This window comes from Fibrella aestuarina BUZ 2 (assembly GCF_000331105.1).
GTDB classification, from domain to species: Bacteria; Bacteroidota; Bacteroidia; order Cytophagales; family Spirosomataceae; genus Fibrella; species Fibrella aestuarina.
Window position 1 is genome coordinate 1,893,874 of sequence record NC_020054.1, and the last position, 12,528, is coordinate 1,906,401.

Genomic DNA, 12,528 nt, shown 5'->3' on the forward strand with positions numbered 1-12,528 from the left:
CACAGGGTATTGTAAACACAAAAAAGCGAGTCGATAGCATCGACTCGCTTTTCAATTACGCTTTATCCAACTATTAAGGTCTTAATCTAATATCAAAAACAATGCCGTTTGCACGAAGTTACTAAGTAGAACGCACTATGTAGGTTGTACAAGATGACAACACCAAAGATTTGCCACAAAGATGCATTCTTTTGTCAATCAGTAGTTACCTGTCCAAGTAAAATTTATTGAAAGGAAGCGCTAACCCGTTCACGTAAAGCCGATAACCTTTTGGCACTCTGTAGCGTTTTATAACCAAAAATCAACGTTATGGAACCTGAAGAAAAAACCGTTTTGCGCGACGGTACGCAGATCAACGGGCAAACGGAAGGCCCCAAAGGGAGCGATAACACAAACCCCGATGCCCGGGCTGCCGATAACCTGCACACACCCCTGCAGGAAGATTCAGCCAATGGCTTAGATAGCCAGGACGTACGGGGCGGGCAGGATGGTCGCAATAATCGGGGAATAGGCAGTACCGATATGGACAGTAAGAACGGAGTCTTGCGGCTTGGCGATCAGGACAGCAGCACCATGGAGGTTACCGAAGAAGGAGCTGCAAATGCCGCTGCCAGCGCTAACAAGACTAACACGTCGACCGTCAGCGTGACCACCGCTGGTCCTGACGATTACGCATCTGACCCGGAAGTGGGCGTGCCGAACGCGCAGGAAGAAGCAAAAAAACAAGACAGCGACGATGTACCTGAGGAGGCCGATGAAGCAGCGGCCAATTCGGATGATGAGAATGAAGACATCGCTGAGACAGGTACGTCCCTTACGCATCAGCCTACCTACTAGGCTATTAGCCTTACCGAATACCCTAACAACAAAACAACTAACGTTATGAGCCTTACCAGCAAAACCCGCAAAGAGAACTCCAATTCACATGCTGATCAGCAAATACACGGTCCTATGGGCCTTGCACCGGAGCTTTCACAACTATACGATCGTGATCTAACGAGCGAACTACCGTCTAAGCTAGAAGCTGAGGCCGAGCAGCCGTCGGCGGTTGATGCCCTGGAAGATGCTCGCGAAACTATCGCGGAGACCGACGGGGATGGACCATCGCAGGCCGATATTGACGAAAATAAACGTGCCTCGTGGGGACAGGCTCCCGTTGATCCATCGGCGCCCACTCATGTAGCTGATGCCGACTGGAACCGGAGTACGGAAGAGTAGCAGCCAGGCAAAGACTGGTGGTAATGGCAAAGGAGCCGCTAGTTAGCGGCTCCTTTGCCATTACCACCAGTCTTTGCCTGGCTCTATGAACACTCTGGTACGCTGGGAGTGCCGACGGTTACGCGAAAACCACACGTACTTGCGGCCTGCTGCTCAGCTCCTGCACACGCTGCCCCTTGCGAACGATTAGTCTATCAAGACAAAAAAGCCCTGTTCACGGTTGGATCGGAACAGGGCCTAAAGGATGGTCGTACAAAGTTGATCCTATCGTCTCCGTAGTTTAGCTTCGATGGTCTGCTGCGTGTGCGGAACAGCACGCAGGCGTTCTTTGGGGATCAACTTGCCAGAATCGATGCAAATGCCGTAGGTACCGTTTTTGATACGGACCATCGCAAGCTCAAGCTGATTCATGAACTTCTGAAGGCGGGCGGCCAACTGGCTCAGGTTTTCGCGCTCACTGGTATCGGCGCCGTCTTCCAGCAACTTTGAGTTGCCTGAGGTATTGTCGGTGCCGCTATCGTTTCGTTTACTGAGCGCTTCCTTAATATAATTCAATTCAGAGCGAGTGGCTTCGAGTTTCTGTGAAATCAGCTCCTCGAATTCTTTTAACTCTTCTTCTGAATACCGCTTTTTCTCTTCCTGCACCATTATTAGGTTGTCTAAGTGGGAATCCCGGGTGATCGTACAACAAAAATACAATCAGGATGGGGTCTTTTTCAATAAGTAGGCCCTCTGTCACAAATTTTTTATAAAATTAGCAAACTGACCTTTCGCGTAACAGCAAGGTAATCTTTCGTATATCCGGCCAGTCTCTGGGTGAGTATTTGGCTAAACTCGTCTACCGGAATACAATATACGCCTTTCTTTTATTTAACGATTTATAGATAAAATAGGCTTTTATCTTTATCTCTTGCAGAATTGTTATGTTTACGGCAAAGTCAGCAAACCGATTCTGCTTCAGATAAATTCACATGGTAATGGGATACATCGAACCCGCTCCAATAAAAGACAAAGAGAATCCGCTCGAATCAATGATGTCGCGTTTCGACGCCGCCGCCAAACTGGTGGGCATCAGTGACGAGATGTACGATATTCTGAAAGTACCGGCCCGTCAGGTTATCGTGGGCCTGCCCGTAACGATGGACAATGGCTCGATCCGGGTGTTTGAAGGGTACCGCGTTATTCATTCCAACATTCTTGGCCCCGCGAAAGGTGGTATCCGCCTCGATCCCGCGGTGCACCTCGACGAGGTACGTGCGCTGGCAGCCTGGATGACCTGGAAATGCGCCGTCGTCGACATACCCTACGGTGGGGCTAAAGGCGGCATTGCCTGCAACCCCCGCGAGATGTCGGCGGGCGAAATCGAACGGCTCATCCGGGCCTACACAGTGCAGATGCTGGACGTCTTTGGCCCCGATCGCGACATTCCGGCTCCCGATATGGGCACCGGTCCGCGTGAAATGGCCTGGATCGTGGATGAGTACTCGAAAGCCAAGGGCATGACCGTCAATGGCGTGGTAACCGGTAAGCCACTCGTGCTGGGTGGGTCGCTGGGCCGCACCGAAGCGACGGGTCGTGGCGTAACGGTAGCTGCCCTAAGCGCGATGGATAAACTGCGCATGAATCCATACCGGGCTTCGGCTGCCATCCAGGGCTTTGGCAACGTGGGGTCATACGCTGCGGAGTTACTTCACGAACGGGGCGTGACCGTGCAGGCCGTCAGCGATATTTCGGGTGGTTATTACAACGAGCGGGGTATCGATATTGTCGCGGCCATGAATTACCGCAACACCAACAAAGGCACGCTCGAAGGCTTCACGGGTGCCGAGAAGATCAGCAATGAAGACCTGCTGGCCCTGCCGGTGGATGTGCTGGTCCCGGCGGCGAAAGAGGATGTGATCACCGACGAAAATGCCCATACCATTCAGGCACGCATGATCGTCGAAGGCGCCAATGGCCCAACGTCGGCTTCGGCGGATGAGATCATCAACAGCAAAGGAATCATGGTGGTGCCTGATATTCTGGCCAACGCCGGGGGCGTAACCGTATCGTATTTTGAATGGGTGCAGAACCGCATTGGCTACAAATGGACACTCGACCGGATCAACCGCCGCGCCGACCGGGCCATGAAAGATGCTTTCGATCGCGTGTTCGAAACTTCGCAAAAATACAAGGTCCCCATGCGCCTGGCCGCCTATATGGTAGCCATCGAAAAAGTGGCCAGCACTTACAAGTTCCGGGGCGGATATTAAGGGTTTTTTGATTTACGACTTATGAATGACGATTTTTAACCCCTAATTCAACGTTCATTCGTAAATCGTAAATCAAATCGTACATCTCAACATGCGCTTTCATCGCGAAGGAAATACCATCATGCTTGTAACGGCACTGATTCTGCTGGGGCTGAATCTGCTTGCCTATTACTTTTTATTCCGGGGGAATCAGACGGCGGTGATCGCGCTGGCGGTCGTGAGCCTGATTGCCTTTGGGTTGGTGGTTCAGTTCTTCCGCATTCCCAAACGCGAACATACCCTCGACGAAAAACTGGTCATTGCCCCGGCCGACGGTACGGTGGTGGTGATCGAGGAAACCGAAGAGTTGGAGTATTTCAAGGCCAAACGCAAGCAGGTCTCGATCTTTATGTCGCCGCTCAACGTCCACGTCAACCGGAATCCGTTATCGGGGGTAGTGAGCTATTTTCGCTATTACCCGGGCAAATACCTGGTGGCCTGGCACCCCAAATCGAGCACCGAGAACGAACGCACGACGGTCGTGATCAAGCAGGAAAACGGGATCGAGGTACTGATGCGGCAGATTGCCGGTGCGCTGGCCCGGCGGATCGTCTGGTATGTGCGCGAGGGCGAGCCCGTAAAGCAAACCGAAGAAATGGGCTTCATCAAATTTGGCTCCCGTGTTGATTTGTATCTGCCACTCGACGCGAAAATCAACGTGACGATGGGCCAGAAAACCAAAGGTGGTGTAACGGTCGTTGCCGAATTAGCCTAGGCATTCCCAACAGGCTCTGTTGCTGTGGTCTGGTCGTTTTAACGACGGATGCGGTGGCGGAGCCTGTTTGCTTTTGCGCCCTCGTCAGCTGGTTTTGCCCGATAGACCTAGCGAGCCGGGTAGCTTTGTCTCTGAGTAAAGCAACCTGTTATGCGAAAACTGTTCTTCCTGCCCCTTTGCCTGATGACCTTCATCAGCCACGCGCAAGTTAGTCCGTCAACACCGGCTCTGAATGACTCTCTTCGGTCAGGCCGGTCGGCTACGGACACTCAACGGGCGCCACAGGCGGCCGACCAGACGACTAAAAAGCCAGTACCTGATAAAACTGAGTTGAGAGCATGGACGTACCTGTGTTTGCGCAGGCCACCGTCGACCAGACCGACGAGTTTTCACGGAAGCTCAGTGTATACGCCCGCGGTCAGGTGGGGCCGATTGACTACCGGGTGGTCGTCAGCGATCCGTTTCCTATCCAGACCAACGGCACTGCGCCACCCGCGCTTGGGCCCACCGCCAGTTTTGCGCTCAAAGGCCATCATAAGCAATATCAGGGCTTTCTGATGTACCAGTTCTTCGACAAAGAGTCGAATCAAACGCCCGGGTATATGACGGGGACGTACCTGGGCAAGAAGAAGGTACTTACGCTGGAAGCGGGGTTCATCACGCAGCGAAACGCCACCTGGACCCGCGACAACTCAACAGCTGATACGGTCTACCACACCATGAACCTGTGGTCTGTGGCCTCCTTTCTGGATATGCCGCTCAACGCCAGCACGGGTACGGCGATCAATGCCTATCTGGGTTATTTCCGTACCGACTACGGCCCCAACTACCTGCGCTTCAACGGCATTATGAACCCAGCAACGGGGATCAGCAACGGCACTGCGCCGGGTGGAGGCAGCCTTGGCGGGACGCAGGGCAACGCTTTCCCGATATTCGGGACGGGAAGCGTGGTATATGGGCAGGCTAGTTACCTGATGAAACGAGATCTGTTCGGCTCCGGTAATGGTACGCTGATGCCCTATGTACAAGCCCAATTGGCTACTTACCAGCGCGTCGCTCAGGCGTTGGGTGTGTATACCGTCGGCATTAACTACCTGATCAACGGGCACAGCGGCAAATTGACGCTCGATTACCAGAACCGACCTTACTACCGGAGCGCACTCGATAACAACCGGCTGGTGCCCGCTGGGCGTTTAGGCCAGGTGACCCTCCAGTATCAGGTTTTTATCTAATGAGCGAGCAACGGCTACGTATAATCAAATGCGTGAGGCACCAACGGACCACTTGACGAGCAGAACAATTTTCTGACGATATTGAAGGAGCGCTTGGCTAATTGTTTAACGAATTAGTTATAAACTCGTGGTCTAAATCGTTTTTTAACTAGTAGTTTTTACCAAAGTGCATTAATTTGGTAGGCTTAAATCCTTTTGTGCGTGTAATTAGAGTTAGCATTTACTGCAATTCAGGTAACCTTTCAGTCAATTCAACCAGCCGGTTGGGCGTTTCAGCCTACTGGTCAACCTCGTCGACTCTGTCCGCATCATACATTTGTAAGAGTGATTAACGAATCTATGCGCCAACTTTACCTTCCTCGAGTTCTTTTTCTCTTCGTCTGCTTAATGATTGCCAGTAGCTGGGCTAAAGCGCAGACAACGAGCTATGTAGTAAGCGGAACGGTAGTCGACGCAAAGTCGGGGCAGGTGATTCCGTTTGCGAGCGTAGCCCTGGTGGGGCGCAATGTGGGGGTGACAACCGACGAAAACGGCCTTTTTACCCTTAAAACTACCCGCCTCACCGACTCGCTGTACGTGAGTTCGATTGGCTTTGGAGTAAAGCGCTTTGCCATCAACAAAACGAAACTACAGCAGAGCCTGCTGTTGCAACTGCCCGCTGCGGGGAAGGTATTGCAGGAGGTGATTGTGCGGGCGGGCGAAAACCCGGCCTGGGGTATTCTGCGTAACGTGCGTAAAAATCTAGATAAGAACGACCGCAGCCGAATTCGGGCGTATGAATACGATAGTTACTCAAAAACCAGCCTGTCGCTGACGCACATTTCGGACAAGCTCCGTAGCAACCCGCTCATCAAGAAAGTCCTTAGTGAACTGAATCAGAAAGATTCCGTTACCGACGACCTGGGCCGGCGGATTCTGCCGTTGATGATGACCGAGTCCATTAGCCGGTTTTTCTACCGCGAGTCGCCCGAGCGCAAACACGAAGACATTGTGAAAACGCGCATGAAGGGAATCGAGATTGTCGAGCCAGAAGTGCTCGCCCAGTTTGTGGGGGGGAATTCGCTCAGCTATAACTTCTACCAGAACTACATCCGCGTGCTGGGTAAAGACTTTGCCTCGCCCGTGGGCGCCGACTGGAAAGGCTGGTATTCGATGTATCTGGCCGACACCACCAAGATTGGTAATTTCGTTTGCTACGAAATTCAGTTCGACCCCAAAAACAAGCAGGACCTGCTGTTTACGGGTAAAATGTTTATCGACACGACCACCTTTGCGCTCACCATGATCGAGGCCAAAGTGGGTGCCGAGGCCAACCTGAACTACGTGCGGCGGCTGGAAATTGAGCAGGAGCTCGAACCGGCCCGCGATTCGCTGGGAAACAACATTGGCTGGATGCCCGTGGCAATGCGTACCAACGCTGAACTGTATGGGGTCGGTAAAAATTCGATTGGGGCGCTGGCGCAGCAGATCACCCGCAACAGCAACTTCCTGCTCAACAAGCCTAAGCCACTCGCGTACTACGACCGAACGGTGGCCGTTTCCGATACGGCTAAAACGAATACCACACCGCTGGAAGAACTGGAGGGCGACGATGAGGAAGAAGCCCGCAAAGACAATGCGTATTGGGAGCAGAAACGCCGTGAACTGGGCGGGGCGGATTCGCTCAGTGTAAACGACCGAAAGATTCAGAGCCAGATCGATACCATTCGAAACGTACCCACGATCCGAACCGTCGAGCTGCTGACGCGTATTGCCACGACGGGCTGGTATCGGAAAGGCCGTATCGACTGGGGGCCGTATCCGTACGCGCTGGCGTTCAACGATATCGAAGGCCTTCGGCTGCGGCTGGGCTTCCGCACCAACGGGAACTTCAGCAAGAGCGTGGTCCTGCGGGCTTACGGGGCCTATGGCACATACGATGGCAAATTCAAATGGGGCGTTGAGAGTGATTTTATCCTGTCGCGGCAGAAGTGGACCATCATGGGCCTTAAGGCGGGCTATGACCTCGAACGACTAGGGTTTACGCCCGAGTTGATCAACGGCAATAAAGTGTTTTATGCCTTCAGCCGTTTTGGCCGCTACCGGGGCGGGTATTATACCAGTTCGCAGGAGGTGTTTATCCGGCACGAACCGCTCAAAGGAATTATGCTGACCGCCGCGATTGGTGACCGGACTTTTACGCCGACGTTTGACTATGAATACCTGATCGACCCGGATCGCGGCGATCAGTCGCCCCGGAGCCGGACCTACAATGACGCCTACTGGTCGGCCGAAATTCGGCTGGCGCGCAAGGAAACGTACATCATGGATGGCAACGAGCGTATTCCGATCGCCACCAAGCGCACGCCGGTACTCTGGCTGAAATACACCCGGGGTGGCCATATGTTCGGGGGTACGTTCGCCTACGAGCGCTATTCGTTCCGGGCGTTCCAGACGTTGAAATTTGGCAAATTGGGCCGGTCGTCCTACGTGCTACAGGCGGGCTATACCCCCACGCGCCTGCCCGCCGTGCTTCAATTTACACACCTGGGCAATCCAACGGCTTTCTACGCGCCCAACACGTTCAACCGCCTCGACTTTTTCGAGTTTGTCAGCGACCGTTTCCTGACGGTACACTGGGCACACGGGTTCGACGGCCTGCTGTTCAACCGGATTCCGCTGATTAAGAAACTGAACTGGCGTCTCTGGACCAACGCCGATGTGCTCTGGGGCGCCCGTGGCGACCAAAGCCGCCGCTACGAAAGTATGCCGCGCCCCACACCCCCGCCCGGCAGTGATGGGCAGTATATCAACTTCGGCCACCTCGATCCCGCTGTGCCTTACGTAGAAGTGGGTTACGGCATCAGCAACATCTTCAAGATTTTGCGCCTACAGGCCATTCATCGCCTCAACTACCTCAAGCCCGGCACCGATCGGTTCGTGCTGAAATTTGGCATAGAAGTAAGCTTCTAAGGTCATTTGGCTTCGCCGTCATTGGTTGTCAAAAACAATTAATGACAACGAATGACTACCAATGACGGCGAAGCCAAATGACGATAGATAACCATAAATGCCGTTTTTTGCGGCTATGTTTTCTCTCAAATACCCACTTGTGCTGGCATCGGGCTCGCCCCGGCGGCGCCAACTTATGACCGATGCTGGGTTTGCCTTTTCAATCGAAACGCGCCCAACCGATGAGGCTTTCCCGGCCGACATGCCCGTCGACGACGTCGCCGAATACCTGGCCCGCCAAAAAGCAGCTGAATTCAAACCCGATCTGGGTGAGCGACTTATTCTCTGCGCCGATACTGTGGTGATTGTCGATGACCAGATCCTGAATAAACCAGCCGACGTACCTGAGGCTCAGCGCATGCTCCGCCGCCTGAGTGGCCGGGCGCACCGCGTTCGCACGGGCGTCTGTCTGCTGTCACCCGATGGGCTTGTCTCGTTTACCGATGAAACGACGGTCCATTTTGCCCAGTTAACCGACGAGGAAATCGACTATTACATCCGCGTTTGTCAGCCATTCGACAAAGCCGGGGCCTACGGAGCGCAGGACTTTGTTGGGCTGGTGGGCATCGACCGCCTCGAAGGATCGTTTTATACGGTTATGGGCCTGCCCACACACCGGGTGTATCAGGCCTTGAAAGCCTTTGCTGCCTGATCAGCAATACGACTGAGTTGATCTGGCCTACGCCGACGGTGGCGTCCAGCCCAGCTTTTGCTTCAGGTCGAACGTATGGCCGGCGAAGAGCATCAGGATGTGGTGTTTATCGAAAGCAGTCTTCAACGCCTTCATGGCCTCGCTCAGCGCCACCGCGTGCGGCGTGGTGGTTGGGTTTATCCAGAACGATAGCGAGAATTGGATGCTGTCGCCGAAACTCCGGTAGTTGAACTCGGGCTTGGGGGAGGGCAAGACAAACGGCAACGTACCTACAGCCGTCAGCGCCACCTGCTGAGCCGTATTCAGGTCGTCGAGGTATGATACGTTGGCCACTAGCTCGACCCGGCGCTGTCCCAGCCGCGAATAGTTGATGATTGGCTTCTGAAACACATCCTTGCTGGGCAGTTCCACCGTTTGCCCCTGCCCGTTGTCGAGCACCACCGACCGGAGCTTGATAGCGAGAACCTTACCCAAAAAACCGTTGGTTTCGACGGTGTCACCCACCTGAATGGGGCGCGCCAGGGCAATCATGGTGCCCGAAATAAAGTTGGCCGTCAGATCCTGAAAGGCGAAGCCCACGGCCAGCGCAATCACGCCAGCCCCTGCCAGCAGCGACGTTACGGTTTTGTCGAGCCCCAGCACACCCAGGGCAATGAACAGGCCGGCCGACACGATCAGCACCCGCACCACGGCCCCCGTGAGGTTCACCAGCGATAGGTTGTCGCTGACACGGGTTAGGCCGCGCACACTCCAGCGGCTGACCCAGCGCGAGAGCATGGCGAAAAAGAGCAGGAGCAATATGGCCACGGCAAGCTTAGGCACCAGCCGGGCCGCTTGCAGAAACCAACTGAGCAGTTCAGCGTAGATGAGCGAGGCCGCTTTTTGTAGATTCATAAGGTGGTGTGTCTGTTACCCCGTCAGATTGGCTGCTCAAGAGCCATCAGAGAGGTAAACATACCTTATGTCAACGGGACTACGGAGCCTGATGTTTGGGGCACTGCCCGCTCAACCGGCCCGCTAACGTACCCGTGCCCGCAGGGCGTCGCGGTAGCCGGGGCTGAGCGGCACCGGCAGTTTGTCGCCCATCAGCACCTGCTCGTGCTCAATTTTATGGATGTGCGCCAGATTGATGGCATACGATTTATGAATGCGCATGAACTGCTCGGCCGGGAGCAGCGGCAGCACGTCGGCAAAGCGCATGCGGGCCACTACACGCCGGTCAGCTTCATAAAAAACGGCCGATTTTCCCTCCGATTCCACAAACAGCACCGCGTCGAGGTCAAGACCAACGGTTTCGTTCTGGGTATTGGTTACAACGAGTTGGTGGGGTTGCTGTCCGTCGGGAAGGGGCATGGGGATTACGCTTGCTTGCGCCGTTTTCGGGCAAAATAGGTGGTGAGAAGGCCCGCCGTAACGCCGCCGGTGATAGCGGGAGAGGCTTCGTAACCGCCAAAGTAATGTAAAGCGGCGAAAATAAGTTGTAGGCCCAGCACGAAGCCAAGCAGCTTGATTAGGTCAGTACGGATCATAGCCTGAAAGAGGAAAGTCTACTAATATACAAGATTTCTCCGTGTATAGGTTTCCTCGAGGGCAATAATCAGTAACTCGAATTGTCGCATTGGGGCGTGTTAGGCTCTTACGCGTTGTCTTTAACCCGGCGCAGGGTACGGCCCCCCAGCGCCAGACCCAGCAGCGCCAGCACGATCAGATACCAGGTCAGTGTGCCGGTCGCCACATAATCGACGATCGCTTTCAGGGCCGAAAAAACGCCTACCAGCAGAAACAGCGTAGCCAGTAACAACTGAGGGCGTGACGGCAGGGGAGAAGGGGCTGGTTTCTTTGGCACAGCAACTGAGATTGGGATAGCTTAACAACCCCAAAATTGGTTGAGCCGGTTCAATCGGGCAAGACCAGACTGGGGGTCTGGTACACGGCGTACAGTGCCTGGGTGGATACCGTTCGGGTCACATGCGCTACCGGCGAACGCGGCGTCAGGTTGCGCCGGATCAGGGCTACTACGGATAGGGAGCCCAGGAAGATCACGATCCAGGCGAAGGTTCTGATAATCGATGCAGGCTGCATAAAGGAAAGTTGAGTGTGTGGTCATTGACTGACGGCTCAAACCTACAGCATGACCCCACACCGGGCAAAGCAGTTGGGATAAAGTGCCCAAAGAATGGGAGGAACTGCCCCTTTTTGGGGATATATTGCTTCCCTTCCTAGTCCTCGTCATGCATCGTATCACCAGTATCGACATTACCCGTGGGTTAGTCATGGTCATTATGGCCCTCGATCACGTCCGCGATCTGCTCCATTTGCCCGCGCTGACACAAAACCCAACCGACCTGGCCACCACCACGCCCGCGCTCTTTTTTACCCGCTGGATCACGCACCTTTGCGCGCCCACCTTCGTCTTTCTGTCGGGTACGTCGGCTTACCTGTCGTTGCAGCGGCGCAGTGGTGCGTCGGCGCGGGGCGCTGCGCGGCAGTTTCTGCTGAAGCGGGGGCTGGTGTTGCTCCTGCTCGAACTAACGCTGATCAACTTCGCCTTTTGGTTCGATATTCAGTTTCGTACCATCATGTTGCAGGTCATCTTTGCTATTGGCGGCGGCTTGATGGTATTGTCGCTGTTGGCCCGGCTACCCGTCCGCTGGGTCGGGGCGCTGGGTGCGCTGATCGTCGTCGGTCATTTGCTACTGCCGGGTTTACCGCCCACTACGCCGCAGGGGCTGCAAGTGCTCTGGTCGGTGTTGTTCCGGCCTAACCTCTTCACCGTCAGTCCGGCATTCTCGCTGCTGGTGGCCTATCCGCTGGTGCCCTGGCTGGGGCTGATGCTGATCGGTTATGCCACGGGGCCCCTGTTTGAGCGACCCCTCGCCCAGCGCAAGGCGCTATGGTGGCGGCTAGGGTTAGGTACGTTGGCGGTCTTTGGGTTGCTCCGGTTTCTCAACGGTTACGGCGACCCGGCGCCCTGGGCGGTGCAACCAACCAGCGTCTTTACGCTGCTGTCCTTTCTGAACGTAAGCAAGTACCCGCCCTCGTTGCTGTATGGGCTGCTGATGATTGGTCTGATGCTGCTCATCCTGGCGCTGGCCGAAGGTGCCGACAACGCCTTCACGCGCTGGTTGCAGGTTTACGGCTCGGTGCCCATGTTTTACTACATCCTGCACTGGTATCTGGTGCACATCAGCATGGTGGTAATGGTGCTGTTACAGGGCTACTCGCTGGGTCAGCTGCCCATTGGCACGCTTAGCTTTGGCCGGCCACCCGGCGCTGGCGTATCGCTGCCGGTGGTGTATGGCGTCTGGATCGGGCTGGTGTTGGCCTTGTATCCTCTGTGTCGTTGGTACAGCCGCTATAAAGCCGCCCACCCTGAATTGGGTTGGTTGCGGTACATATAAAGACGATTCCCGTTGGCTATTGTATGTG

General features: G+C 54.8%; 14 protein-coding genes. 8 read left to right on the forward strand and 6 right to left on the reverse strand.

The features are described from left to right. Window positions 1-309: 309 nt before the first annotated feature. Together FAES_RS07665 and FAES_RS07670 are read left to right on the forward strand one after the other, a co-directional pair. On the forward strand, window positions 310-837 hold the full coding sequence (locus FAES_RS07665) for a hypothetical protein (protein WP_015330633.1): 528 nt from the start codon (window positions 310-312) through the stop codon (window positions 835-837). 114 nt (window positions 838-951) lie between these two features. Continuing rightward, window positions 952-1,218, forward strand: a complete 267-nt coding sequence (locus tag FAES_RS07670) for a hypothetical protein (RefSeq protein WP_148289308.1) — start codon at window positions 952-954, stop codon at window positions 1,216-1,218. A gap of 264 nt (window positions 1,219-1,482) precedes the next feature. Here FAES_RS07670 and FAES_RS07675 read toward each other — a convergent pair whose 3' ends face one another. Then, a complete protein-coding gene (locus FAES_RS07675) occupies window positions 1,483-1,866 on the reverse strand; it encodes a TraR/DksA family transcriptional regulator (RefSeq protein WP_015330634.1) in 384 nt (127 codons plus the stop codon). 329 nt (window positions 1,867-2,195) lie between these two features. On the opposite strand from FAES_RS07675, the gene FAES_RS07680 reads away from it, so the two are divergent. The 5 genes from FAES_RS07680 to FAES_RS07700 all read left to right on the forward strand — a co-directional run bounded on the left by FAES_RS07680 (window position 2,196) and on the right by FAES_RS07700 (window position 9,099). Beyond that, window positions 2,196-3,470: a Glu/Leu/Phe/Val family dehydrogenase gene (locus FAES_RS07680; RefSeq protein ID WP_173401275.1), complete on the forward strand. Its 1,275-nt coding sequence runs from the start codon at window positions 2,196-2,198 to the stop codon at window positions 3,468-3,470. Window positions 3,471-3,561: 91 nt separating this feature from the next. Beyond that, on the forward strand, window positions 3,562-4,224 hold the full coding sequence (locus FAES_RS07685) for a phosphatidylserine decarboxylase family protein (RefSeq protein ID WP_015330636.1): 663 nt from the start codon (window positions 3,562-3,564) through the stop codon (window positions 4,222-4,224). Window positions 4,225-4,562: 338 nt separating this feature from the next. Continuing rightward, entirely contained in the window at window positions 4,563-5,456 is an 894-nt protein-coding gene (locus FAES_RS07690; protein ID WP_015330637.1) for a hypothetical protein, read from the forward strand. A 387-nt stretch (window positions 5,457-5,843) separates the two neighbouring features. After that, the gene (locus tag FAES_RS07695; RefSeq protein WP_158408753.1) at window positions 5,844-8,408 is read left to right on the forward strand and encodes a DUF5686 family protein; all 2,565 of its coding nucleotides are present in this window, start codon (window positions 5,844-5,846) and stop codon (window positions 8,406-8,408) included. Between the two features lie 115 nt (window positions 8,409-8,523). Then, window positions 8,524-9,099 (forward strand): Maf family protein, encoded by a 576-nt coding sequence (locus tag FAES_RS07700; RefSeq protein ID WP_041258667.1) that lies wholly within the window; start codon window positions 8,524-8,526, stop codon window positions 9,097-9,099. A 27-nt stretch (window positions 9,100-9,126) separates the two neighbouring features. Here FAES_RS07700 and FAES_RS07705 read toward each other — a convergent pair whose 3' ends face one another. From FAES_RS07705 to FAES_RS07715, 5 genes are all read right to left on the reverse strand, one after another. Continuing rightward, window positions 9,127-9,993, reverse strand: a complete 867-nt coding sequence (locus FAES_RS07705) for a mechanosensitive ion channel family protein (protein WP_015330640.1) — start codon at window positions 9,991-9,993, stop codon at window positions 9,127-9,129. 123 nt (window positions 9,994-10,116) lie between these two features. After that, the gene (locus tag FAES_RS07710; RefSeq protein WP_015330641.1) at window positions 10,117-10,452 is read right to left on the reverse strand and encodes a LytR/AlgR family response regulator transcription factor; all 336 of its coding nucleotides are present in this window, start codon (window positions 10,450-10,452) and stop codon (window positions 10,117-10,119) included. A gap of 5 nt (window positions 10,453-10,457) precedes the next feature. After that, window positions 10,458-10,628, reverse strand: coding sequence for a hypothetical protein (locus tag FAES_RS30315; RefSeq protein ID WP_015330642.1), 171 nt, complete (start codon window positions 10,626-10,628; stop codon window positions 10,458-10,460). Window positions 10,629-10,735: 107 nt separating this feature from the next. Then, window positions 10,736-10,945 carry a hypothetical protein gene (locus tag FAES_RS29990; protein WP_015330643.1) on the reverse strand — a complete coding sequence of 70 codons (210 nt, stop codon included), beginning with the start codon at window positions 10,943-10,945 and terminating at the stop codon, window positions 10,736-10,738. A gap of 50 nt (window positions 10,946-10,995) precedes the next feature. Beyond that, window positions 10,996-11,181 (reverse strand): hypothetical protein, encoded by a 186-nt coding sequence (locus FAES_RS07715; RefSeq protein WP_015330644.1) that lies wholly within the window; start codon window positions 11,179-11,181, stop codon window positions 10,996-10,998. 149 nt (window positions 11,182-11,330) lie between these two features. Here FAES_RS07715 and FAES_RS07720 point away from each other — a divergent pair, with 149 nt between their 5' ends. After that, the gene (locus tag FAES_RS07720; protein WP_015330645.1) at window positions 11,331-12,500 is read left to right on the forward strand and encodes an acetyltransferase domain-containing protein; all 1,170 of its coding nucleotides are present in this window, start codon (window positions 11,331-11,333) and stop codon (window positions 12,498-12,500) included. Window positions 12,501-12,528 lie beyond the last annotated feature (28 nt).